26 protein-coding genes are annotated in these 22,635 nt (G+C 45.1%); 6 read left to right on the top strand and 20 right to left on the bottom strand.

Going from position 1 to position 22,635, the window contains the following annotated elements:
* The first annotated feature begins 174 nt into the window (after positions 1-174).
* Complete coding sequence (locus tag BLR88_RS00125) at positions 175-864, top strand: YktB family protein (RefSeq protein ID WP_057898279.1); 690 nt, start codon at positions 175-177, stop codon at positions 862-864.
* A gap of 248 nt (positions 865-1,112) precedes the next feature.
* Here the strand turns inward: BLR88_RS00125 and BLR88_RS00120 are convergent, their stop codons facing one another.
* Positions 1,113-2,090, bottom strand: coding sequence for an NAD(P)H-dependent flavin oxidoreductase (locus tag BLR88_RS00120; protein ID WP_057898278.1), 978 nt, complete (start codon positions 2,088-2,090; stop codon positions 1,113-1,115).
* A 235-nt stretch (positions 2,091-2,325) separates the two neighbouring features.
* Here BLR88_RS00120 and BLR88_RS00115 point away from each other — a divergent pair, with 235 nt between their 5' ends.
* Positions 2,326-3,795, top strand: coding sequence for an aminotransferase class I/II-fold pyridoxal phosphate-dependent enzyme (locus BLR88_RS00115; protein WP_057898277.1), 1,470 nt, complete (start codon positions 2,326-2,328; stop codon positions 3,793-3,795).
* A 57-nt stretch (positions 3,796-3,852) separates the two neighbouring features.
* Here the strand turns inward: BLR88_RS00115 and BLR88_RS00110 are convergent, their stop codons facing one another.
* The gene (locus BLR88_RS00110) at positions 3,853-3,969 is read right to left on the bottom strand and encodes a GapA-binding peptide SR1P (RefSeq protein ID WP_057898276.1); all 117 of its coding nucleotides are present in this window, start codon (positions 3,967-3,969) and stop codon (positions 3,853-3,855) included.
* Between the two features lie 341 nt (positions 3,970-4,310).
* Positions 4,311-4,604 (bottom strand): DUF3055 domain-containing protein, encoded by a 294-nt coding sequence (locus tag BLR88_RS00105; protein WP_057898275.1) that lies wholly within the window; start codon positions 4,602-4,604, stop codon positions 4,311-4,313.
* A 229-nt stretch (positions 4,605-4,833) separates the two neighbouring features.
* On the opposite strand from BLR88_RS00105, the gene BLR88_RS00100 reads away from it, so the two are divergent.
* Positions 4,834-5,808: a 4Fe-4S binding protein gene (locus tag BLR88_RS00100; protein WP_057898274.1), complete on the top strand. Its 975-nt coding sequence runs from the start codon at positions 4,834-4,836 to the stop codon at positions 5,806-5,808.
* Between the two features lie 28 nt (positions 5,809-5,836).
* Here BLR88_RS00100 and BLR88_RS00095 read toward each other — a convergent pair whose 3' ends face one another.
* Complete coding sequence (locus BLR88_RS00095) at positions 5,837-6,358, bottom strand: MarR family winged helix-turn-helix transcriptional regulator (protein WP_057898273.1); 522 nt, start codon at positions 6,356-6,358, stop codon at positions 5,837-5,839.
* Between the two features lie 210 nt (positions 6,359-6,568).
* Between BLR88_RS00095 and BLR88_RS00090 the strand changes: the two genes are divergently transcribed.
* Positions 6,569-7,036: a DUF1885 family protein gene (locus tag BLR88_RS00090; RefSeq protein WP_091259560.1), complete on the top strand. Its 468-nt coding sequence runs from the start codon at positions 6,569-6,571 to the stop codon at positions 7,034-7,036.
* 47 nt (positions 7,037-7,083) lie between these two features.
* On the opposite strand, the gene BLR88_RS00085 is transcribed toward BLR88_RS00090, so the two are convergent.
* The 5 genes from BLR88_RS00085 to BLR88_RS19250 all read right to left on the bottom strand — a co-directional run bounded on the left by BLR88_RS00085 (position 7,084) and on the right by BLR88_RS19250 (position 10,459).
* Positions 7,084-7,464 (bottom strand): DUF4912 domain-containing protein, encoded by a 381-nt coding sequence (locus BLR88_RS00085; RefSeq protein ID WP_057898271.1) that lies wholly within the window; start codon positions 7,462-7,464, stop codon positions 7,084-7,086.
* A gap of 117 nt (positions 7,465-7,581) precedes the next feature.
* A complete protein-coding gene (locus BLR88_RS00080) occupies positions 7,582-8,205 on the bottom strand; it encodes a stalk domain-containing protein (protein ID WP_057898270.1) in 624 nt (207 codons plus the stop codon).
* A gap of 288 nt (positions 8,206-8,493) precedes the next feature.
* Positions 8,494-9,114 carry a superoxide dismutase gene (locus BLR88_RS00070; protein WP_057898268.1) on the bottom strand — a complete coding sequence of 207 codons (621 nt, stop codon included), beginning with the start codon at positions 9,112-9,114 and terminating at the stop codon, positions 8,494-8,496.
* Positions 9,115-9,457: 343 nt separating this feature from the next.
* Positions 9,458-10,012, bottom strand: coding sequence for a phosphatidylglycerophosphatase A family protein (locus BLR88_RS00065; RefSeq protein ID WP_057898267.1), 555 nt, complete (start codon positions 10,010-10,012; stop codon positions 9,458-9,460).
* Positions 10,013-10,297: 285 nt separating this feature from the next.
* The gene (locus BLR88_RS19250) at positions 10,298-10,459 is read right to left on the bottom strand and encodes a hypothetical protein (RefSeq protein ID WP_156424006.1); all 162 of its coding nucleotides are present in this window, start codon (positions 10,457-10,459) and stop codon (positions 10,298-10,300) included.
* A 105-nt stretch (positions 10,460-10,564) separates the two neighbouring features.
* Between BLR88_RS19250 and BLR88_RS00060 the strand changes: the two genes are divergently transcribed.
* A complete protein-coding gene (locus tag BLR88_RS00060; RefSeq protein ID WP_057898266.1) occupies positions 10,565-11,011 on the top strand; it encodes a GNAT family N-acetyltransferase in 447 nt (148 codons plus the stop codon).
* Positions 11,012-11,058: 47 nt separating this feature from the next.
* Here BLR88_RS00060 and BLR88_RS00055 read toward each other — a convergent pair whose 3' ends face one another.
* On the bottom strand, positions 11,059-11,898 hold the full coding sequence (locus BLR88_RS00055) for a PHP domain-containing protein (protein WP_057898265.1): 840 nt from the start codon (positions 11,896-11,898) through the stop codon (positions 11,059-11,061).
* Positions 11,899-11,904: 6 nt separating this feature from the next.
* Positions 11,905-12,033, bottom strand: a complete 129-nt coding sequence (locus BLR88_RS20285; RefSeq protein ID WP_257721586.1) for a hypothetical protein — start codon at positions 12,031-12,033, stop codon at positions 11,905-11,907.
* Positions 12,034-12,193: 160 nt separating this feature from the next.
* Between BLR88_RS20285 and BLR88_RS00050 the strand changes: the two genes are divergently transcribed.
* Positions 12,194-12,406, top strand: a complete 213-nt coding sequence (locus tag BLR88_RS00050; RefSeq protein ID WP_057898264.1) for an aspartyl-phosphate phosphatase Spo0E family protein — start codon at positions 12,194-12,196, stop codon at positions 12,404-12,406.
* 463 nt (positions 12,407-12,869) lie between these two features.
* On the opposite strand, the gene spo0A is transcribed toward BLR88_RS00050, so the two are convergent.
* From spo0A to xseB, 9 genes are all read right to left on the bottom strand, one after another.
* Positions 12,870-13,643 (bottom strand): sporulation transcription factor Spo0A, encoded by a 774-nt coding sequence (spo0A, locus tag BLR88_RS00045; RefSeq protein WP_409359874.1) that lies wholly within the window; start codon positions 13,641-13,643, stop codon positions 12,870-12,872.
* Between the two features lie 233 nt (positions 13,644-13,876).
* Positions 13,877-15,178, bottom strand: a complete 1,302-nt coding sequence (gene spoIVB, locus BLR88_RS00040) for a SpoIVB peptidase (protein WP_057900272.1) — start codon at positions 15,176-15,178, stop codon at positions 13,877-13,879.
* A gap of 137 nt (positions 15,179-15,315) precedes the next feature.
* Complete coding sequence (gene recN, locus BLR88_RS00035; protein ID WP_057898262.1) at positions 15,316-17,043, bottom strand: DNA repair protein RecN; 1,728 nt, start codon at positions 17,041-17,043, stop codon at positions 15,316-15,318.
* Between the two features lie 22 nt (positions 17,044-17,065).
* Complete coding sequence (ahrC, locus tag BLR88_RS00030) at positions 17,066-17,515, bottom strand: transcriptional regulator AhrC/ArgR (protein WP_057900271.1); 450 nt, start codon at positions 17,513-17,515, stop codon at positions 17,066-17,068.
* 31 nt (positions 17,516-17,546) lie between these two features.
* On the bottom strand, positions 17,547-18,404 hold the full coding sequence (locus tag BLR88_RS00025; protein WP_091259550.1) for an NAD(+)/NADH kinase: 858 nt from the start codon (positions 18,402-18,404) through the stop codon (positions 17,547-17,549).
* A gap of 128 nt (positions 18,405-18,532) precedes the next feature.
* Positions 18,533-19,345 carry a TlyA family RNA methyltransferase gene (locus BLR88_RS00020; protein WP_057898261.1) on the bottom strand — a complete coding sequence of 271 codons (813 nt, stop codon included), beginning with the start codon at positions 19,343-19,345 and terminating at the stop codon, positions 18,533-18,535.
* Between the two features lie 3 nt (positions 19,346-19,348).
* The gene (dxs, locus tag BLR88_RS00015; RefSeq protein WP_057898260.1) at positions 19,349-21,232 is read right to left on the bottom strand and encodes a 1-deoxy-D-xylulose-5-phosphate synthase; all 1,884 of its coding nucleotides are present in this window, start codon (positions 21,230-21,232) and stop codon (positions 19,349-19,351) included.
* Between the two features lie 165 nt (positions 21,233-21,397).
* On the bottom strand, positions 21,398-22,294 hold the full coding sequence (locus BLR88_RS00010; RefSeq protein ID WP_057898259.1) for a polyprenyl synthetase family protein: 897 nt from the start codon (positions 22,292-22,294) through the stop codon (positions 21,398-21,400).
* Entirely contained in the window at positions 22,291-22,536 is a 246-nt protein-coding gene (gene xseB, locus BLR88_RS00005) for an exodeoxyribonuclease VII small subunit (RefSeq protein WP_057898258.1), read from the bottom strand. Before xseB ends, BLR88_RS00010 begins: the two co-directional genes overlap by 4 nt.
* Positions 22,537-22,635 lie beyond the last annotated feature (99 nt).

Below are 22,635 nucleotides of genomic sequence, written 5' to 3'. Positions count from 1 at the left end.
TGTTTATTGTACTATATTCATCAAACAAAAGCAATGTGTTTCTATTACCAATCTAGCTTGTCTGCAACAATCGACTTCACTACGACAAGAGAAAAGCATACAGGCAGCCTGTGTTCACATTTTATGCATCGCATGGTACGATGAGAACAGATTTTGACGAGGAGGAACCCGAATATGCACAGCTTCACTGAGCAGGATTTTGCCGTATTTGCTGTTCCAGGGCTCGATGCGCGTATGAAAGCGCTGAGAGCTACAATTCGCCCAAAACTAGAGGAATTAGGAAAAGAAATAGCTTTGTTTTTATCAGCAGAAACAAAAGATGAGATGTTTTACCATGTCGCCAAACACGCAAGGCGTACCGTACATCCTCCAAACGACACATGGGTCGCATGGGCGGCGAACAAACGCGGCTACAAAATGCTACCGCACTTCCAAGTAGGACTTTGGGAAAGCCATATGTTCATCTGGTTCGCCATCATCTACGAATGCCCGATAAAGCCAGCGTTTGCCGAACGCTTGGAAAAAGAATGGACAACCATTGAAAAAAACATCCCCAAATCGTTCGTTTGGTCATTTGATCATACGAAGCCAGACGTATTTCAACACAGTCAAATGGATGAAGACAAAGCACAAGAAATGATACATAAATTAAAAAAGAACAAGAAATCAGAAATTCTCTGCGGCATTACCATCGACCGCGAAAAAGCAATCGTCATGTCAGGAAACGAATTAATGAAAACAGTGGAAAACACGTTCCGTACGCTGCTTCCTCTCTACCGCTTGGCAAAGGAAGCGGGCGGACGCTTACCTTCAACACAAAGCTTTCCGGTAACTGAAAAGGCTACTGACTACGTACAAGCTTAGCCGTTCAGCTTATCGACGTTTTATGATGTTCATACCTGAATCCATTCCTCTCCTTCTCTTCTCCGGCGATTTTGCCTCACTCTAACAAAGCCGTTCGGAAAGCGAGAAAAGCACTCTGTTGTCTTCCTTTCGAGATATCCGGATGTTTTGTGCGCTCCGCTTGAAGAACGAATTGGCTTCGTGGATGAAAAAGACAATCAAGTCAAAAGAAAGAAGGAGAGGATGGCCTTGTTTTTAAATAATCCTTATTAGCGATGTACCTTGGCTCCGAAAATCATCTCCAGCCGCTTGCGGCCTTCCTCCGCCTGGGAAATGATCTCATCGAATAACTCCTGAACCGTCGGAATACTGTGGATCAGCCCGATCACTTGTCCTGCCCAACCATATCCAGCCTCTTCGTTTCCGTTGTAAATATACTCACGGTTTGCTTTGCCGCTAATCATATCCTTCAAATCTTCATACGTCGCTCCTTCCTGCTCGCGTGCAACAATGTTGAGCGCATGCGGCGTCTTCAATACGCGGCCCGGAGCGCCAAGCGTACGCTTAATGATAACTGTATCGGTTTCCTTGCTGGTGAGAATGGCTTGCTTATACGCTTCACTCGCATGAATACACTCCTGAGTAGCGATAAATCGCGTTCCCATCTCAATTCCTTCTGCCCCTAGCGCAAGCGCTGCCAGCAGTCCGCGTCCGTCACCAATACCGCCGCTTGCAAGTACTGGAATCGAAACCGATTCTACCACACGGGGGATAAGTACCATTGTCCCGATATCGTCACGTCCGAGATGGCCTCCGCCCTCCTGACCGACTGCCATCACCGCGTCCGCGCCCAATTCTTCCGCTTTTTGCGCCTGCCGTACCCCAGCCACCAGCACGAGTGTACGAATATCTTTTCCTTGCAGCCGCTCAAAAATCGGCTTTGGGTTCCCGCCAGTCACAGAGATGGCCGGAACTTTTTCCTCGATCGCCACTTCCAGCAATTCTTCATACGGTCTACCATGCTGTCCAATAGCGAAATTCACCCCAAAGGACTTATTGGTCATCGTGCGTACTTTCCGAATTTCTTCGCGCAATTTCTCCGCCGTACCTAACGTCATAGCCGTAATCTGCCCCAAACCGCCGGCGTTGGAAACAGCCGCTGCCAATTCAGCATACGCCAGATATGCAAGCCCGCCTTGCACAATAGGGTATTTAATGCCGAAAATCTCTGTTATGCGTGTTTTCATACCTTTCCCCACTCCTTCAACACAATTGTATATGATTGTATTCGCGTTCAGCTTCTAAAAATCCTTTCTGATTTTTAAGAACAATTAAAAATAAAAAAATAGATGGAAATCAGTTCCCCTTAACAAAGAAAGATTTAAATTAGAAATGCATTTTGATATACTCTAATTTGTTTGCAATGTAATGAATGATTATACCGCGTAAGGCGACATCACATACAGAAATGGGGAATGCTCTATGGATCAATCAAAAACTCCCCTGTTTACGGGGCTCCTGGAACACGCCCGGCGCAATCCAATCCAGTTTCACATTCCGGGCCATAAAAAAGGAAGCGGTATGCTTCCTGAGTTCCGCGATTTTATCGGAAAGAATGCACTATCGATCGACTTAATCAATATCGCCCCGCTCGATGATCTCCATCATCCAAAAGGGATGATTAAAGAAGCGCAGGAACTGGCGGCAGAAGCATTCGGCGCCGACTATACGTTTTTTTCCGTGCAAGGAACGAGCGGTGCCATTATGACGATGATTATGTCTGTCGTGGGACCGGGTGACAAAATCATCGTTCCGCGCAATGTGCATAAGTCCGTATTGTCTGCCATTATTTTCGCAGGCGCGATTCCGATTTTCGTGCACCCCGTTATGGATACAAACTTAGGAATTGCGCACGGCATTACAACCGAATCTGTACGCAAGGCATTGGAGCAACACCCGACAGCCAAGGCGGTACTTGTCATTAACCCGACTTATTTCGGCATTGCCGCCAACCTGAAGGAAATCGTGGATCTGGTGCACGAATACGACATTCCTGTGCTTGTAGATGAAGCGCATGGCGTGCATATTCATTTCCATAATGCTCTACCGTTGTCGGCAATGCAGGCAGGCGCTGATATGGCAGCCACAAGCGTGCACAAGCTGGGCGGTTCAATGACGCAAAGCTCAATTTTGAATGTGAAAGAAGGCCGCGTATCCGCAAACCGCGTAAAATCCGTAATCAGTATGCTGACGACAACATCCACTTCTTATCTGTTGCTCGCATCGCTTGACGCGGCACGCCGACAACTGGTAGAGCACGGCAAAGAGATGATAGACCATGTGCTTGAGCTGGCAGCGTACGCACGGGAAGAAATCAACGAAATTCCAGGCTTGTACTGTGTGGGCAAAGAAATTCTCGGCAGCGAAGCGACATATGACATGGACCCTTCAAAGCTTATTATTCAGGTGCGCGGAATTGGGCTAACAGGACACCAAGTAGAAGTGTGGTTACGCGAGAAGTATAACATTGAGGTCGAGCTAAGCGACCTGTATAACATTTTGTGTATCATTACGCCAGGTGATTCGATCTTGACCGTAACAACACTTGTACAGGCGCTCCGCGAACTGGCGCGCATTCAGCTCGGCAAAGATTCTATCCAACCACTCCCCGTGCATCTGCCAAACATTCCAGCACTATCGCTGTCACCAAGGGAAGCGTTCTATGCGGAAACAGAAATGATTCCTCTTCGTGAAGCGGCAGGACGCATTATGGCTGAGTTTATTATGGTATATCCGCCAGGTATTCCAATTGTGCTTCCAGGAGAAATCATGACACAAGATAATATTGACTATATACTTGAAAACCTGGAAGCTGGCCTGCCGGTGCAGGGACCGGAAGACGAATCAATTCAGACTGTTAAAGTCATTAAACGGGCACAAGCCATAAAATAAAAACTCGGTATCATATACGAAAACCCCCGCAAGAACCGCGGGGGTTTTTTACGCTCATTATTTCTCCTCATCACAAGTCGGACAGTTACCGCAGGATGTGTACAGCACTTCCACCTTCTCATGCTCATAGTGTTCAATAATTTGTTCGCAATGTTGGCATACGATTGTCCCCATAAATCTCACCCTCCATTTAGTAAATACGCGCTTTTAATGATGTATAATCACTAAATAAACGTACAATATGTTGTATTATTAATATAATATGACATACTAATTGTGTCAATCGTTTTTTAATTAAAAGGCGCACCTATTTTTCAAACAAATATTTGTACAAAAATAAAAAACTCGCGGGCAAGTGCCTCGCAAGTTTTTCTCTGCAACAGTAGGAAGAAAAGCATATATCACTTTATCGATTTAGAGTCATATACACTTTCCTCGCCACTTAAAAAGCCTCCAGACATTTCCTGAAGGCTTGCTTTTACGTATGCGTTTACATTTAATCTTGTCATTAAATACTAGTACTGAGGCAAGGCATGGTCTGTATCTGGAAGATGTCCCTGCAAAAACAAGGAAAGTTCCATCGCTTCCTCGTCGTCCTTAATCGCAAACTTATCTTTCAATACCTCGATGTTTCGCGCATCTTCGGCACAGAGCAGTGAAGAACGCCCCGTCTGCATGCAAATCACCAGAGGCTTTCCAAAAAATTGATTCGTGTAAATAAGCCCAAAATCGTAGCGGGACTTCTCAGATGCAAAGCCCACAAAATTCGCTTTTGTCGTCTCTGACGTCTCGTATAGGCGCTCGAACATTTTCAGAAACCCTCCTTGTAATTTGCTTGAATTTGTCATTAATCATATTTTACTGCAAAAACAATAATTTGACAATTCTGATTTAAAAAATAGTAAATCTGTACCTTCCAAGGGCAAAGGTCATAAATTATTCACTTTCTTTTCAAAAGTTCCTATGTGAAAATTTCAGTAAGTGCAACTCTATTGCTCTATAAAGAATTCAGGAAGAGAATATAAAGGAGTGTAGGCAATGAGTAAGCGCGCATTCATGCAAGTTACGATCCTTATTTTATTCTTTATTGTACCGTTGCTGGACATATTCCGGATTGATGTAACGCATCTGCACTTTTATGTGCTTACAAAAAGCTTTTCCTTCAATGAAGGATACATTCTCTTATTAACTGTTCTGGTGCTTGTTTTTACCTTCGTCTCCATCTCGCAGTGGTTCGGCCGCCAATTCTGTGGTTGGCTGTGTCCACACAACACGTTTTCCAAATACTTAACAAAAATCACTCATTCTAGAACGTTGCGCAATCATCCGGCACTGCGCACCGTTCTCGATATCGGTTTGTCACTCGTATTCGCTCCAATCATCGCTTTTAGCATGATCGCCTATTTTTACAATCCAAAAGACTTATTTCGCGAAATCACTTCTCTTGATACAGGAGCATGGGCGTTCTGGGCATACGTTCTAACAACAATCTTCTTTTTTATTATGGTTAACCGCCTGCGCCACGTGTTCTGTCGCAACGCCTGCCCATACGGGATGCTGCAAATGATTCTGTCCGATAAAAATTCGCGAACCGGCGGGATCAAAAATATGTTCCGCGGCACAGGCTTGGTGCTTACCGTTCTTATGGCTGTCATGGTGTCCATTTTGCTATTCGCCATCTTCACAAGCACGGGATTCACCGTAAGTATTGACAAAAACTTGCAAGGTGTCCCCTCTGAAAACCATATCATTTATACGTATAATCTGCAGGTAGAAAATCTGCGCGACAAACCAGCCACTTATAAGCTGAAATACAAAAACATTCCAGAAAACTGGGATGTCATACTGCCTACAGAAATAAAAGTAGCTCCCCATTCGGTAGCGAATGAAAGCTTACTGTTCCGCATCGGCCGGAAGAGCATCGGCGAAAACACAACCATCACAATTGTTATCATAAACGAAGAAGGCAAAACAATCGAACGGAAAATCAGCATTTTTCCGATTCAAAAATGAAGGAGCGGCCTTTTCCGCTCCTTTGTCATTACATGGTAGCCATGCGACGCATCTTGTCTTCACTTTCGCGCAACCAGTGAATTTTTTCTGAACCATGAAGCTCTTCTGCTAAAAAGTCCAAACATTCGAAAAAGAGTGCAGACACATTACGACCATAGCGTTCCTCTAGGCTTTCAAGCGCCCGTGTAATGCGAAACACTTCCGGGGCCTGTACTTTACTTTTTTCGATAATTCCCTTTCCTTTTTCAGTCAAGTACACATTGACTACGCGGCCATCTTTGTCACTCTTCTCAATTGTGACGAGTCCCTTCTCCATCATCTTTTTCACATGAATGACAACAGAGGACGGATGCCAGAACGTCCATTCCGCAATCTGGGTGACACGTACTCCTTCGTAACAATACACAATCCATAAAATATTAAGCTGGACAGCCGAATCAAGCCCCAGACTTCTTGCGGCTGTTTCCCAATCCTCTTTATTGATGACGGCAATAGCGCGCAATGTGTTAAGTACTTCATGCAAATCCTGTGATTGGTTGTGGTAATCCATAATTAGCCTCTCCTTCCCCCTCCACAACATGAAAATATATCGAAAATTATTTTATCTACTATACAATAGTATATTTTTCTAAAAATTTAGTCAACAATAGAATCGGCAAAGATGTATAGAAATTCATCCGGTTTTCGGTTGTCAAAGATTGGGTACGGTGCTAAACTCAAGGTAAGATATCATAAGAACCCGGGGTGGGAGTGAGGATATATGAGCAGAAGCGCCTACATAAAATTTGTTGAAGGGTCAACTACAAAGCAAGTCACTCTTGATGATGTAAAACAGAAACTGCAACGTTATATCGAAATGACAACAAAGACAGGGGAACAGCTGGGATGGGAGTACCAGAACTCTGCGTTTCCGTATACGATCGAACAAAAGCCGGAAGCAAGCGGTCAATGGTTTTACTTAAAAGGCACGGACGAAAAGCTGTATCGTTATATTCTGATCGGCGTTGGTTCACGCCAGACGGAAAAGCACGCCATACAACCGGACCTGAAAAGCGAAGGACAGACCAATCCTAACGAAGAACACTATATACAGGTAACGCTGACCGAACAATCTACACACGGGGATAAAGGAAAAGCTAACGAATTTTGCAAATATTTGGCCAAAGAGTACAAAGCCGAACTGCACCTGTTTAATGGTCGCATCATGTACTTCAACCCGCGTAAATAACAGCGATCAACACATGCGTAAAAAAGGGCAGATGCATCTGCCCTTTTTTACCCTGCATAGGGAAGGATCCGATCGGATCGTTTCAGCGAATAGTACCGACCGTCAACCATGCGCACCCCTAATTCTACACAATACTGACGGGTGGATTCGATTCCGTACAAAAGCCAATTTGACGCCTGCACGTTGATATCAAAATCAACATACGAGTCAAGGCCATCATTTTTGATCATCCGGTCTGTTACGTCATACAGCCGAAGTACAAACGGCAATTCAGAAACCGGAATCGCAAACCGCTGCTCAATAGCCTCCTTCTGACGTTCATCAATTTCCCAAGATGCCGTGAGCGACTGTGTATCATTCCATGCGACACGTATATTCGGTCCCTCTACATCAAGCTTAGAGGTGCGCCTTTTAGGCTTCGCTTTCATCCGCTGCTCTCGTTCCTTTCTTTAATAAAATATATGCAGTTTACAACGCTACCCTGTAGTATATCCTGATTATATCACTTTTTTACATAAATATAAATACAGGGATAAGTCAAAATGCTATCGCGAATGAATGATGTTTTCGCCAACGACCTGGTAATCACCGCTGTTACCCAGCTTCATAATCATCTGAACCTTATAGTCACCAGCCTCTTTAAACTGCATCTCTTTTACATTATGCGTATATAAAAAAGCGGTGCCATTCCGGACGGTTGAATAACTCTGGGGATAACTAACGTACTCTTCGGCACCGGAAGGGTTACGAATGACAAGCTTGAATACGAGGGAGTCCGATTTTGGAGCATTGTCCACATCAACAAAAATATCAAATGAGGCTTTGCTTCCTTTGGACACGATCATAAACGGGGACTCGATGGTATAATTCCGTTGTCGCTTCTCATCGATGGATGCCGCCACAATCATATTAATATTTGGCTTGACTACCGTCGTCTTTCCGCTTTCTTCATCTTTCATAACGAAAGCGCCTAGCTGTTCAGCGATCGTCTGTAGCGGAACAACTGTGGTGCCGTTTACAGAAAAAGACGGGGTGCTTTCTTGAAGCTTGTTGCCGTTTATTTCAACAGGCACAATCGGATATTTTCCGAGATATACATTGCTTGAAGCCGCAGCCGTTACGCTGGAAGCAAGTAGCGATAATAGCAGGACTATTGCTTTGCGTTTCATTCTTCAACCTCTTTCCCGATTCTTCGCCTACTATATTTATACGCGTCATTTGTCTTTTTGTTTTGTTTTTCTTTTGTCCCATCTTCCATTTCTTTTCGCTCATCACTTTCCGGGATAAAGATAAAAGAACAATATAAAAAATATTTATGCAAAAAATCAGGCTGCCTGAGTATATCGGCAGCCGAATGCAGAAACATATCCACAACCAAAAAGGATGTAATATTTTTACAATAAAATTATAACTTATATTTTTACCTAATGCAACTTTTTTTCTATAAGTAAATTTTTTTATACGCTCATTCTTTCTTTTGCTTCTTGATAACGTTTTTCTACTTCTCTCCAATTCACCACATTCCACCAAGCAGAAACAAAATCAGGACGCTTATTTTGATACTTCAAGTAATAAGCATGCTCCCACACATCAATGACCATAAGCGGGATTTTTCCTTCCGCAAGAGGAGTATCCTGGTTAGATGTACTCATAACTTCCAACTTCCCGTTATCAAAAACAAGCCAGCCATATCCGCTGCCAAAATGGCGAATCGCAGCTTGGGATACCATTTCTTTCATATTTTTAAAATTGCCAAAACAAGCAGCAATCGCCTCGGCGAGCTCCCCGATTGGTTCTCCTCCTCCAGTTGGACTCATCACCGACCAAAATAAAGAATGATTATAATGTCCGCCACCATTATTACGGACAGCCGTTCTAATAGATTCTGGAATATGCTCTAAATTGCTTAATAGCCACTCTATTGACTTATCAGCCAATTCATGTTGTCCTTCTAAAGCAACATTTAATTGGTTCACATAATTTGCATGATGCTTACTGTGATGAATTTCCAAAGTTCGAGCGTCAATATAAGGCTCAAGTTCATCGTATGCATACGGCAAATCCGGCAAGAAAAACATCCATAAAACTCCTTTCCATTATTCGCGTAATGTATATTCAATAGCAATTATATAAAAATATTTTTCGTTGATCAAACTTTTTTTCCTAAGGGAAACTTTCTGCATAAACACATATCCATTTCCTTCTAGCGTGTCTTTCCGATTCTCTCTGTCCCGTACACTCCACATAGAAAAAGCTACGTTTGGCACACACCTTACGAGTGTTCTCCTGTTTGCTCACAAAAAAAGGATATGTTGCTTTATCACTGTAAAACAACATATCCTTTCTCATACGCCAAAAAACAAGTTCCGGTTACTCCAGAACTCTTTCTCCACAATAGATACAGGTTAAAAATATAAAAGCTTAGCTCCCCTGTTCATTATTAGGTTGAGCGTTCAACTGTCGATCACGTTCCACTTCTTCCTCGTCGCGCAAGCGATGGGCCAGTCGGCTTGAAGCGGAAGCCGCAATGCTCGCCACCAAATCATCCAGGAACGTATGAATCCCATTCCCTCGCTTCGTGTCCAACCGTTTGATAACCCCCACTTTTTGCTTGTCAAGATGACCAAAAGTGGTGACAGCAATGCTTCCATAACCGAATACAGAACCGAGCGCCAATGTTTCATCGCAACCGAATAGCCCTTCATCAGCTTCTATAATCGATTGCAACGGCTCGGATAACATTTTCTTTTCAGCGAGAATATCCAATTCGGTGCCTACGAGAATAGCATGCTGAATTTCTCTTTTTTCCAGCACCGCCCGTACACTCTCAATGCAAACATTCATTTTTAGATTCACATTGTACGGTGCCTGCATCAAATAAACGATTTCCGCGATATCTTCAACGGTAACCCCTCTCTCAGCAAGACGCTGCAATGCTGCATTTTTTACTTCTTTGCTGTGTACTTGTCTTTTCATTTTTTATCTCCTTCCCCAAACCAATAACGCTACAAGTAAAAAAAATATATAATTTCATCATATCACAACCGATCCGTAACGATGGTAATATTCTGGCTATAACAAATATTAAAGAAAAAAGATATAATTATATATATGTTCTTCTTGGTTTCTTTGCCAATAGCAAAACGCGTGAATGTTTCCTCATTTACTCATGAAAAGAAAATATATGTTGCTTTATACTGTAAAATAACATATCCTTTCTTAATAACATAAAAAAACCGGCGCTTAAGGCCGATTCTCGCCTTAATCCTCCGGTTCTTTGTCTTTAGACGCAAGCCTATATTCCGCTTTCCAATCCGCACGCGGCGGATTGATTTTGTTTAGCACGACCACCACCAGATAACTCGCACCAAAAAGCAAGAAAAGGGAAAGTAAAGACAAAATAACAATATAAAAAATAGCCAAAAAACCCCCCCTTTTTTCAATATGTATAAGGGTTTCCATCATCATAAAAAATATACAGAGAATCAATGTTACTTTACAGAAAAAGAAAAAAGGAGCTGATAAATAATGTCAATATATACTGTGAAGTGTGTACATAATGAAACCGAGAAACAGCAAGCTCTTGCTGTTAGACGCCAAGTATTTATTGAAGAGCAGAATGTGCCAGAAGAAATAGAATGGGACGAGTATGACCATCAAAGTGCTGATACACTGCACGTCCTGGCACTTGATGAGAATGGAAATGCCGTCGGTACGGGAAGGTTACGTCCTTATGGCGAGGGGATCGGTAAAATCGAACGGGTGGCTATCGTTTCTTCCTGCCGCAGAAGCGGACTCGGACGTTTGCTCATGGAGAAACTAGAAGCTGAAGCGAAAGCAAGCGGTTATCATACCTTAAAATTGAACGCGCAGGTACATGCCAAGCCGTTTTATGAACGCCTTGGCTATAAGGCACACGGGGAGACGTTTATGGAAGCGGGGATTGAACACATCGCAATGATTAAATCCATGTAACAAAAAGGAATGCTGACGAACATGTCTCTTTCGTGATTTTTATGTTTTTACCAGCTTTTGCTTAATTCACGCAGATAGCGCACGGTGTCTAGGGTGGTCGTGCATGTTCCTAAATCGGCATGAAATATAAGAGCGTTCCGCATGCCGTGAAAGTCTGAGCCTGCTGTCTTTACCAAACCGTATTCATCCGCCATTTCCCCGTATAGACGTCGATCCGCTTCATCGTTATCCGGATGGTGAATTTCAATCCCCTGTAAACCATGGCCGATCAGCCGTCTTACCATATCTGGCTTATCATACAGGCCAGGATGAGCGAGCACAGCTACTCCGCCCGCATCCTTAATCAAGTCAATCGCTTCCTCCGGTGAAATACGCGGCGGGTTCACATACGCAGCGCCAGAAAAACCAAGATATTTATCAAACGCTTCTCCCATGGATGCCACAATTCCTTTCTCCATCAATACTTCGGCAATATGTGGCCGCCCTATGTTCCCCTCTTGTTCTTTCTTGCGGCTTTCTACTTCTTCTACCGTAATATCAATGCCTAGTTCATTCAGCTTCGCAATGATCATCCGATTACGCCTGCTCCGTACCTGGCGCAGCTCTTCGAGATAGGAAAGAAACTTCTCGTCATGAATGTTAATATAATATCCAAGCACATGCACATCCTTCCCTTCATCTACAGAACTGATTTCAACACCTGGTACGATTTCCACTCCAAGGCGTTTTCCTTCCTCCAACGCTTCCGGTAAAGCTGCAACCGTATCGTGATCGGTAATGCCAAGAGCGCAAAGTCCTTTTTGCTTCGCCCGCTCTATTACCTCGCGTACTGTGAATGTTCCGTCAGACGCTACTGTATGAGAATGCAAATCCACTCTTGCCATCATGTCACCTCATCCATCCAATTGTGCATAGCGGATATTTTCCCGGCCAAGGCTAGATGCTAAATAACGCATGCCCATCTCAAGCGCCGTTTCCGCCACGTCCATAACAAAAATTTTCCTACTTTTCAGCATACTCATTCGTTTATTTTCTCCTGTTAATTTTACCTTATACAAGCATAGTCCAGCGGTAAACACTATATATTAAAAAACAAAAAGCAAACAAAAATCCACAAACTAATTTTAGGAATCATCAAGGAATGTGCGTTGCTTAAGCCAAGATACGGAAGGAGGAATTCAGATGCTTTCCTCGTATATGGAAAATACCCCGAACACAGACTTTGTCTATCAATTGGAAAATCTGCAACAAGAAATCACACAACTCCGCGAATCTATGTATAAAATCGCCAAAGAAAAGAACAGTTTATGCCATCCGGAAGTTGTGGAAATCAGCCAACTTCTAGATCAGAAGCTCAATCTTCATGCCCGTGTATCGAATCGCCGTTCACATTAATTTTTTTATCCATTGTCCATACTTTATCCCCTTATGGCAGGAACGGCACAATCATAGACAATATCAAAGAAATGGCAACAATAACCGAGATAATCACATATGCTTTTTTCATACGCATTGGCGTCACCCCTTCACAATCCGCCAACTTCCGGAAAGACAATATAAAAATATCATGTTATTCATCCCATTTCAACGCGATAAACATGATGGACTCCCAAGCGGTTCAGCGTACCATCACTTGGGAGTTTCTTTTAGGCATAGGCAGCGACACCATAAAAACAGGCGTCAGCTTTTGCTTTCATTACAGTTTAATATTTTCAATAGTCTTGCATGAAAAATTTGTTGGCATATGTCTCCATTGCGACTTGATGAAAAAATTATAGCTTTGAAAAGAAGGGAGCTGGTATTGTTTCACTGATTGGGTTTAATTTGCATAAATATAAAATACTTGATACAACTTACTCTATCCTACATGATGCTCAATTCTCAGCTTGTCCGCGACCATGGCAATAAATTCACTGTTCGTCGGTTTTGCTTTGCTGTTGCTCACCGTATAGCCGAACAGTTTGCCGATGGAATCCATGTTGCCACGACTCCATGCTACTTCGATCGCATGCCGAATAGCCCGTTCCACCCGACTTGCTGTCGTATTGAACTTCTTAGCAATTTCCGGATACAAAATTTTCGTAATCGATCCGAGCAACTCCACATCATTGTACACCATCGTAATCGCTTCACGCAGGTATAAATAGCCTTTAATGTGTGCTGGAACACCGATTTCATGAATAATATTCGTGATATTCTGATCAAGGTTTTTTCCTTTCGGCGGCAGAGAAGGCGAACGTAGATTATGGGCAGAAACAGGGGTCAGCCCTGCAACCTGCCGCAAGCGGTTCGCCAAAACTTCCATGTCAAACGGTTTCAAAATGTAATACGATGCGCCCAATTCTACTGCTTTCTTCGTAATTTCTTCCTGTCCAAACGCGGTCAGCATAATAATCTTCGGCATAGTCGGCAATTTCATGCTGCGGATTTGTTCAAGCACCGCCAGTCCGTCCAAGTGCGGCATAACAATATCAAGAATCAACACATCCGGCAACGTATGCTTCAATAAACTCAATACGTCGTTTCCGTTAAACGCAACTCCTACGACTTCAATATCAGGCTGGTCATTCAAATACTCCTGAAGCAATTCTGTAAATTCTCGATTGTCATCCGCCAAAATCACTTGAATCATTCTCAAAATGGTCTCGCCCCTTTTGCGCTACTGCTTTAATTATATTTTCATCACATTGCTTATAAATCCTCTCGTTTCATGTATATATGCGGCTAATTTCTGTATGGAAAAGCAATATGGCTCTGTCCACTTTGTAATTCGACGTTCTTCCTTTATCTCCTGCAAATAAAATCCAATGACTTTTCGACCAATATTTATCTGTTTCGACGAAACTCCAAAAAAAACGCAGGGAGTTAACTCGCCCTGCGCTTTTCTTCTGCTTGATGCCGAAGATCGATCCCCGCATCCTGCAACATCCATTCGATATACGTACCGTATCCACTGGTCGGATCATTTACAAACACATGAGTAACTGCACCAACAAGCTTACCATCTTGAATAATAGGGCTTCCGCTCATCCCTTGAACAATACCTCCGGTTTTTTTCAACAGTACCGGATCTGTTACTTTAATGATCAATCCTTTGGTGGCCGGGTATTTTTGCGGTATCGTGTTTACGATTTCAATTTTGAACTTTTCCACTTTCTGACCATTAACGACTGTATAAATTTCGGCTGGCCCGGTCTTTACCTGCTCGCTCAGCGCAATCGGAATCGGCTCTGTTGTAAGTGCGTCATCCGGCAATTGCTTCATCGTGCCGAAAATTCCAAACAGCGTATTTTTTTCAATGGTGCCCAGTTTGACTCGTTCGTTGCGAAACTGCGCATACTTCTCGCCGGGCGCACCGTTTCTTCCTCTTTCAATGGATGTTACATTTGACTGCACAACATGCCCTTTACCGACCGTAATCGGCTTCCCGGTGTCCATATCGGAAATTACATGGCCAAGCGCGCCATACTTTTTGCTTTCCGGGTCATAAAACGTCAGCGTTCCAACTCCGGCAGCCGAATCACGAATATACAATCCCATCCGATATGTGTTGTCCTTATCCTCAAGAGCGGGCTTTAAATCAACGGTAAGCTTTTGCTTTCCCCGAAGAATCTTCAGTTTGATTGTTTTTCCCTGCTTCCCTGCTTCATTCACTATCTTTCCCACTTGATCCATGTTGTGGATGGTCACGTCATTAATTCCGATGATCATATCGCCCACTTTAACATCAGCAAATTCTCCAGGAGAAAACTTCTTGCCTCGGCTTTCCACCTGATGATGGCCAACGACCAAGACACCGGTAGTGTGCAATTGCACACCGATAGACTGTCCGCCCGGTATTACTTTTAGCTGAGGCAAAACCTCCACATCAACCGTTTTTACAGGAATATTGCCAAGCTTTAGCGTCACTTTAGCTTCGCCCGGTTTTCCGGGCTGAATGGTAAGGGGATTGCGTAAATCGACCTTTTTTGACGTAACGGCTTCCTTGACATGCGCCACATCAGGATCAGTCGATTCAAGCGTTGCCGTCACCGGCATGGTGAGCGAAAGCTGAGACAGAGAGCCCTGGAACATGCGGATTTTCTCAGGAAAAGAAGCAAATTGCTGAAAAGGGGTCGAAGAGAAAGTGAGAAGAGCGAGTGCAATTGTAATGCATCCAATCAGCATTTTCTTTTTGTTTCGGGTGGTCAATGGGTCATCACGCTCCTACACGTTCCCTACCTACACCTCCATATATCTGTAGTAATAATGTTGCCGTAGTTGGCTGCGTTTATAACCGCATAGCTCAAACAATCTCTTCCTGCTTACCCTTCCAGCTCCTGCTTGACTTCCTCAGCCTGCGCCAGCATTTCACGGGCATTGTCTTTCGTTGTCTCAGTTACCTGAGCGCCGCCGAGCATGCGAGCAAGTTCTACCACCCGCTCCTCGTACGACAGCGGATTGACTTTCGTCTCCGTTTCTTTCTCATTCATATGTTTCTCGATGCGCAGATGCGTATCAGCCATGCTTGCCACCTGTGGCAGATGTGTAATCGACAATACCTGACGTTTGCGGGAAACCCGCATCAATTTTTCCGCAATCGCCTGTGCGGCCCGCCCGCTTACTCCTGTATCTACCTCGTCAAAAATCATCGTATCCGTGCTCTCCGCATCGGCAAGAATCGTTTTCATCGCCAGCATAATACGGGACAATTCGCCGCCGGAGGCAATTTTGCTGACCGGTCGGAGCGGTTCGCCCGGATTCGGCGCAATCAGAAACTCGACGGTGTCGATCCCCTTGCTCGTCACACGAAAACGGTTACCGTTCACATCAAGTCCACGCTCATCTTCCTGCTGCCGAACGGCGATTTTAAACTGGGCACGGCTCATGTGCAGGTCTTTCAGTTCCTGCTCAATCGCCACGGCAAGTTTTTCTGCGATTTGCTTGCGAATTTGCGAAAGTTCTTGGGCCTCAACCGCTAAATCAAGAGCGACTTCCTTTAGCTTCTTTTGCAGTTCCTCAATGCGCGTCTCCCGATTTTCCATGCTGTCGAGTTCATCTTCAATGGAAGCACCGTATTCCAAAATTTCATCCACCGAAAGGCCGTATTTCCGCTTCAAACGATTGATTTCATCCAGCCTGCTCTCAATCTGTGTGAGGCGCTCCGGGTCGAATTCAATAGTATCGCGGTACGCGCGTATGAGTCGTGCTGCCTCTTCAATCTGGTAAAATGCGCTTTCTAACATTTGATGTGTTTCCCTTAGTTCTTCATCGTATTCAAGAATGGTTTCTAGATGGCTAACCGCATTCCCCACCCAGTCAATGCCACGCTGTTCTCCAATAAGGGAACGATACGCGTCTTCGAGACTATACACAAGCTTTTCGCCACCCGAAAGCTTTTTCTTCTCCTTCATAAGCTCTTCGTCTTCACCTGGCTTCAAGTTAGCGGATACAATCTCCTGTAATTGAAACCGAAGCATGTCCATTCGCTGTACCATTTCCCGTTCATTAGTGGATATATAATCCAATTCGGAACGGAGTTGCTGATACTGCGCGTACAGCTTAGAAAATTCACGAAAGGCGGGAACGATTCTCTCGTCACCAAATGCATCCAGCCAGTCAATATGCCGCTCACCCTGCATAAGCGATTGATGTTCGTGCTGGCCATGAATATTGATCAGCCACGGAGCCACTTCTCTAAGCATGGATAGAGTTACAAGCCGACCGTTCACCCGACATACCGTCTTGCCCGTACTCGCCAATTCACGGCGAATAATCAGCGTATTGTCTTCCACATCAATCCCCATCTCCTTGAGCATGCCAAGCACCGGGGCATCTGCTTCGAATTCGAACAGTCCTTCAATTTCCGCTTTTTTGCATCCGTAGCGAACATATTCAGAAGAGCCGCGTCCACCAAGAAGCATGCTGATGGCGTCAATCAAAATCGATTTCCCTGCTCCCGTTTCTCCGGTTAAAATCGTAAGGCCTCGTCCAAACGAAATGGAGACCTCTTTAATTACGGCAAAGTTGCGAATGTTTAATTCCAGAAGCATTAAACAGTCCCCCTCCGCCTGTTTACAGCATGTTAAGAAAACGCTGCGACATCTCGCCTGCCGCTTCTTTTGTCCGGCAAATAATTAGAATCGTGTCATCGCCGCAAATCGTACCTAAAATCTCGGACCATTCCAAGTTGTCAATCAACGCGCCGATCGCATGTGCGTTGCCCGGCATCGTCTTCATCACAAGCAGATTATCCGCCTGATCGATGCTGACAAAGCTGTCAATCAGGGTTCGCTTCAATTTATGATGGGGGTTAAAACGCTGATCAGCAGGCAAAGAGTATTTATAACGCCCATCGTTTGTCGGCACTTTCACCAGGTGCAATTCTTTAATATCGCGTGAGACTGTAGCCTGTGTTACATTAAATCCTGCTTCACACAACAAATAAACCAATTCGTCCTGCGTCTCTACATCATTCCGAGCAATAATTTCTCTGATTTTAATATGTCGTTGACCTTTGTTCATATTCTTTCCTCCGGTACTGCTTTCTTTCATGTTATCCGTTCTCCCTTTGAAGTTTTTTTCGCACAACTTCGAAAAAGCTTCGCTCTTTCCATTTAATTAGCGGAGTAATGTAAGGTGAGCGGCAAATGACAATTTCATCATTAATCTTAAGCGGATATCCAAGCTGGCCGTCGATCGTTAAGCCAATATCATTATGAGTCGCATCAACTACCACATGAATTTCTTCGTTAGCTGGCAGTACAAGCGGACGGGCTGTCAGCGAATGTGGCGCCACTGGCGTTAACAAAATAACATTGATATACGGTACCACAATTGGCCCTCCTGCCGACAAGGAATAGGCGGTTGAACCCGTAGGAGTAGAAATAATGAGCCCGTCGCCGTTGTAGGTACCTACATATAAATCATCAACGTACACGCTGCATTTAATCATTCGACCGAAGCTTCCCTTTGCAATGCCAACATCATTCAGCGCAACGGATTGGTGAACCCGTTCCCCGTTACGGAATACCTCCGTTTGCAGCATCATCCTCTCTTCCACACAGTATTCACCGCTTAAGATGCGATCCACCGCACGTGGCAAATCGTCTGGCTCTGATTCAGAAAGAAAGCCAAGGTGCCCAAGATTAATCCCGAGAATCGGAATGGAATACGGAGCGATTTCGCGGGCTAAGCCGATCAATGTGCCGTCTCCGCCCAATACGAACACAATATCTACTTTTTCATGAAACTGTTCAAGCGGTAAAGATAAATCCTGCCGTCCAATATGGGCAGCAACCACATGGTCTATATATACGCCCGCTTTTTTCCCCTCCAGCAGGCGGACAAGCGCTTCGGCTACAAGCCAAGCATTGTGCTTATCTTTGTTCATTACGATGCCTATTGCCGTCACAAACAACACCTCGATTACGTAGGGTGATACTGCCTGCTCTCTTATTATACATGGTTTTATTTCCGAGTGCATAAAAATGCAAAAAAGCAGGAATCCTCTTTCAAGGCTCCTGCTTTTTACCTTTCTATTTAGAAAGCGGCATGCGCTTCTCGCACGATACGAGCAATATCTTCCGTATGGTCTTCCGGCACCACCGGCCCTTCTGTCCATTCCAAATATAGCAAAAACTCAATGTTGCCCTGGCCACCCGTAATTGGAGAAAATGATAGACCGCGCACCCGAAAGCCAAGCTGCTCGCTAAACCTCATCATTGTGGTGAGCACTTCCCTGTGCACAGCCGCATCACGAACGACACCATGCTTTCCAACTTGTTCGCGCCCTGCTTCAAACTGTGGCTTAACCAATGCTAGCACGCTGGCACCCGGATCTAGGAAATCTTTGAGGACAGGCAAAATCAACCGCAACGAAATAAAAGAAACATCAATCATGGCGAACTGGATACGCTCGCCTTCCCATTCGTCCGCTTTCAAATAACGAAAATTGGTCCGCTCCATCACGACTACTTTTTCGTTCTGACGCAACGACCAATCAAGCTGCCCATAACCTACATCAATCGCGTACACAAGACGTGCACCGTGCTGAAGTGCACAGTCGGTAAATCCACCAGTGGAAGCACCAATATCCATTACCACCGCATCCGTTACATCAATGCCGAATGTTTTGAGCGCTTTCTCAAGCTTTAATCCGCCACGGCTGACGTAAGGATGAACATGTCCTTTAACCGTAATCGACTTATCGACTTCCACTTTCACCCCTGGTTTGTCACAGCGTTCTTGCCCCACAAAGACAAGGCCTGCCATAATGGCGGCCCTTGCTTTTTCTCGGCTCGGGAAATAACCTTCCTGCACCAAGCGTACATCAATTCTTTCTTTTTTGTTCATTGACTACGCCCTCTGCCTCCTTGCCGGCCAAAGCGAACGAACCTTATGTGCTACCTTTTCAGAAGTTAAGCCTACCTCAGCGCGCTGTTCCTTCACACTGCCGTGTTCCACATAGTAATCCGGGATGCCCATTAATTCGACCGTTATATGATGATAACCGGCCTGCGCGTAACATTCGAGTACGGCGCTGCCGAAGCCGCCGTGCACCGCCCCCTCCTCAAGCGTCACAATCGTATAGCCGTCCCGCGCCAACATGAAAAGCAATTCCTCATCCAACGGTTTGGCGAACCGGGCATTGACCACCATCGGATTCATTCCTTCCGCCATCAGCATGTCCGCAGCTTTTTGCGCGATAGGCACCATGTTCCCAAATGCCAAAATCGCCACATGCACTCCTGGACGCAAAATTTCTGCTTTACCGATCGGAAGAAGCTTGAACTCTCCATCTAACGGCACCCCTTCTCCGCTACCGCGCGGATAACGGACAGCAATCGGACCGCCATCATACATAAGCGCCGTGTACAGCATATGCTGCAATTCATTCTCGTCCTTCGGCATCATAATTGTCATATTAGGCAGGCTGCGCATATATGCGATATCAAATACACCCTGATGTGTTTCCCCGTCCGCGCCGACCAAACCAGCTCGGTCAATGGCAAACGTCACATTCAGGTTCTGGCGGCATACATCGTGCACAAGCTGATCGTACCCACGCTGCAAAAATGTAGAATATACAGCAAACACCGGCTTTAACCCCTGCGTCGCAATTCCCGCCGCCATCGTTGTCGCATGTTGCTCTGCAATTCCGACATCAAAAAAGCGTTCGGGATATTTCTGCGCAAAGTGATCAAGACCTGTACCGTTAGGCATCGCTGCTGTAATTGCTACGATGCGGGAATCTTTTTCGGCCAGTTTTTCAATTGTACGTGCGAAAATACTTGTGTAACTCGGCGGGCCTTCACTTTTCAACACTTCACCGCTCTCGATCTTATACATACCCACACCATGAAATGCGTATGAGTCGAGCTCAGCCGGGGCATATCCTTTCCCCTTCTTAGTAATAACATGAACGAGTACAGGGCCTTTTGTGTGAGACGCCTGACGCAAAGCTTCCATCAACGCAGGCAAATTATGCCCGTCCACCGGTCCCAGATATGTAAAGCCCAGCTCTTCAAAAAGAATGCCGGACACGACTACATATTTCAGACCATCTTTAAGCCGCTCGACCAGCTTGGCCATTTTGCCGCCAACTGCCGGTATTTTCTTCAGCAATTGTTCAATCTCTTCCTTAGCGCGTCTGTAATTATGGTTCGTGCGCAGCTTTCCTAAGTGGTTGTGCATCGCCCCGACGTTCGGCGCGATGGACATTTCGTTATCATTCAATATAACAGTAACATCTCTGCCTTCGTGCCCCATATGATTCATCGCTTCCAACGCCATGCCGCCGGTTAGCGCACCGTCACCGATAATCGCAATGACCTTGTGCTTCTCACCTTTTAAATCGCGGGCGATTGCCATGCCCATCGCCGCGGAAAGCGAAGTGCTACTATGACCCGTCTCCCAAACATCATGTTCGCTCTCACTCCGCTTTGGATAACCGCATAATCCTTTATATTGGCGCAGCGTATCGAACCTTTCCATACGCCCTGTCAGCATTTTATGCACGTAAGCCTGATGCCCTACATCCCAAATGAGTTTATCTTTCGGGCTGTCAAAAATATAATGAAGCGCAAGCGTTAGTTCTACTACGCCAAGGTTCGGCGCCAAGTGTCCCCCGGTCACTGATAAATTTTCGATGAGAAACGCGCGAATCTCTTCCGCCAGTTCAGTTAGTTGAGATATATTTAATTTTTTTAAGTCTTGCGGGGAATTGATTGTAGATAACAAGGAAAACCCTCGCTTTCAACGTTTCATTCTAATTTTTCCATACATAGCACACATATCATACCTATTTTTTTATAAACGAATCAACAACATGGTATCACAAACGAACGATAAACTCCAATCTAAAAAAAAGGCCGCAGGTATAAACCTGCGGTCTGCGGTTTTTCTTTAATAGTCCCGTTCAATGATAAAGGCAGCTAAGGCGCGTAAAATACTATTATCTTCAAGGGCAGCTTCCACGAGCGCCAAATTTGCCTCTTCGATCAATTGTTTCAGGAGCGAGCGCGATTTCTCCATTCCGATAAGCGCAGGGTATGTTGATTTTTTGCGCTTTTCGTCACTGCCTACAGGCTTGCCCATTTTCGTTTCATCGCCCGTCACATCAAGAATATCGTCCTGAATTTGAAACGCAAGTCCGATATTGTTCGCATAGCGGGTCAAAAGCGATAACTGTCTTTCCGAAGCCCCGGCAAGAATGGCACCCGCGCGCACGCAAAAGACAAGCAAATCGGCCGTTTTATGCTGATGAATATACCGGAGTTGCTCAGGCGTTAGCGGAATATCCTCACCTTCCATATCCGCACTCTGTCCACCCACCATACCTCTTGGGCCGGCGTAAGAAGCCAGCTCCCGTACAATGCGCAACACACGCCCTGATGGCGCACCCGCTTCTTCCGCACTGCACACCGTTTCAAAAGCGTACGTCAACAGCGCGTCGCCAGCGAGAATCGCTGTTGCCTCCCCATACACTTTATGGTTCGTCGGCTTTCCACGCCGAAAATCATCGTTGTCCATCGCAGGCAAATCATCATGAATCAAAGAGTATGTATGCACCATCTCCACGGCACAGGCGACCGGAATCCCTGCATCAATCGACTTACCGAACGCTTCGAGCGTCGCAAGCACCAGCACCGGACGCAGGCGCTTTCCTCCTGCAAGCAATGAATACGCCATCGCCTGACGCAGTGTTTCCGGAATCTCCGGCGTTTCGATCAAATCCGCCAGCCGTTTCCCGACAAGATCGGCTTTGGTTTTCATATAGTCATGTAGCAGCGCCTGGTTCACTCGCCGTCTCCCTCCAATCGAAACGGAACCGCAATTTGCTCCCCTTCCTGCTCCAGCAACATTTCGATTTTTTGCTCCACATCCTCCAATTTCCGGCTGCACAGACGGGAAAGCTCCATTCCTTCCTGAAACAACGCGATCGCTCTTTCAAGCGGCACCTCTCCTGCTTCTAACTGCTGCACAACGTTTTCCAATTGTTTCATCGCTTCCTCAAATGACATATCCGCCGCTTTCTTGCTCATGACAAATCCTCCTCGTATAGTATGTTTAAGCCCCTCAAAATCACGAATTTCCAGTTGAATTCGAGAGACTATTAACCAAAAAACCAAGATATATTTTCC

It is taken from the genome of Aneurinibacillus thermoaerophilus, assembly GCF_900099925.1.
Classification (GTDB): Bacteria; Bacillota; Bacilli; order Aneurinibacillales; family Aneurinibacillaceae; genus Aneurinibacillus; species Aneurinibacillus thermoaerophilus.
This window is presented reverse-complemented; position numbering and strand designations above follow the sequence as displayed.

Bases quoted from the DNA above. Each gene is read 5' to 3' on its own strand.
- BLR88_RS00125 (WP_057898279.1), top strand. From the start codon at position 175: ATGCACAGCTTCACTGAGCAGGATTTTGCCGTATTTGCTGTTCCAGGG.
- BLR88_RS00120 (WP_057898278.1), bottom strand. From the start codon at position 2,090: ATGAAAACACGCATAACAGAGATTTTCGGCATTAAATACCCTATTGTG.
- BLR88_RS00115 (WP_057898277.1), top strand. From the start codon at position 2,326: ATGGATCAATCAAAAACTCCCCTGTTTACGGGGCTCCTGGAACACGCC.
- BLR88_RS00110 (WP_057898276.1), bottom strand. From the start codon at position 3,969: ATGGGGACAATCGTATGCCAACATTGCGAACAAATTATTGAACACTAT.
- BLR88_RS00105 (WP_057898275.1), bottom strand. From the start codon at position 4,604: ATGTTCGAGCGCCTATACGAGACGTCAGAGACGACAAAAGCGAATTTT.
- BLR88_RS00100 (WP_057898274.1), top strand. From the start codon at position 4,834: ATGAGTAAGCGCGCATTCATGCAAGTTACGATCCTTATTTTATTCTTT.
- BLR88_RS00095 (WP_057898273.1), bottom strand. From the start codon at position 6,358: ATGGATTACCACAACCAATCACAGGATTTGCATGAAGTACTTAACACA.
- BLR88_RS00090 (WP_091259560.1), top strand. From the start codon at position 6,569: ATGAGCAGAAGCGCCTACATAAAATTTGTTGAAGGGTCAACTACAAAG.
- BLR88_RS00085 (WP_057898271.1), bottom strand. From the start codon at position 7,464: ATGAAAGCGAAGCCTAAAAGGCGCACCTCTAAGCTTGATGTAGAGGGA.
- BLR88_RS00080 (WP_057898270.1), bottom strand. From the start codon at position 8,205: ATGAAACGCAAAGCAATAGTCCTGCTATTATCGCTACTTGCTTCCAGC.
- BLR88_RS00070 (WP_057898268.1), bottom strand. From the start codon at position 9,114: ATGTTTTTCTTGCCGGATTTGCCGTATGCATACGATGAACTTGAGCCT.
- BLR88_RS00065 (WP_057898267.1), bottom strand. From the start codon at position 10,012: ATGAAAAGACAAGTACACAGCAAAGAAGTAAAAAATGCAGCATTGCAG.
- BLR88_RS00060 (WP_057898266.1), top strand. From the start codon at position 10,565: ATGTCAATATATACTGTGAAGTGTGTACATAATGAAACCGAGAAACAG.
- BLR88_RS00055 (WP_057898265.1), bottom strand. From the start codon at position 11,898: ATGATGGCAAGAGTGGATTTGCATTCTCATACAGTAGCGTCTGACGGA.
- BLR88_RS20285 (WP_257721586.1), bottom strand. From the start codon at position 12,033: ATGAGTATGCTGAAAAGTAGGAAAATTTTTGTTATGGACGTGGCGGAA.
- BLR88_RS00050 (WP_057898264.1), top strand. From the start codon at position 12,194: ATGCTTTCCTCGTATATGGAAAATACCCCGAACACAGACTTTGTCTAT.
- spo0A (WP_409359874.1), bottom strand. From the start codon at position 13,643: ATGATTCAAGTGATTTTGGCGGATGACAATCGAGAATTTACAGAATTG.
- spoIVB (WP_057900272.1), bottom strand. From the start codon at position 15,178: ATGCTGATTGGATGCATTACAATTGCACTCGCTCTTCTCACTTTCTCT.
- recN (WP_057898262.1), bottom strand. From the start codon at position 17,043: ATGCTTCTGGAATTAAACATTCGCAACTTTGCCGTAATTAAAGAGGTC.
- ahrC (WP_057900271.1), bottom strand. From the start codon at position 17,515: ATGAACAAAGGTCAACGACATATTAAAATCAGAGAAATTATTGCTCGG.
- BLR88_RS00020 (WP_057898261.1), bottom strand. From the start codon at position 19,345: ATGAACAAAAAAGAAAGAATTGATGTACGCTTGGTGCAGGAAGGTTAT.
- xseB (WP_057898258.1), bottom strand. From the start codon at position 22,536: ATGAGCAAGAAAGCGGCGGATATGTCATTTGAGGAAGCGATGAAACAA.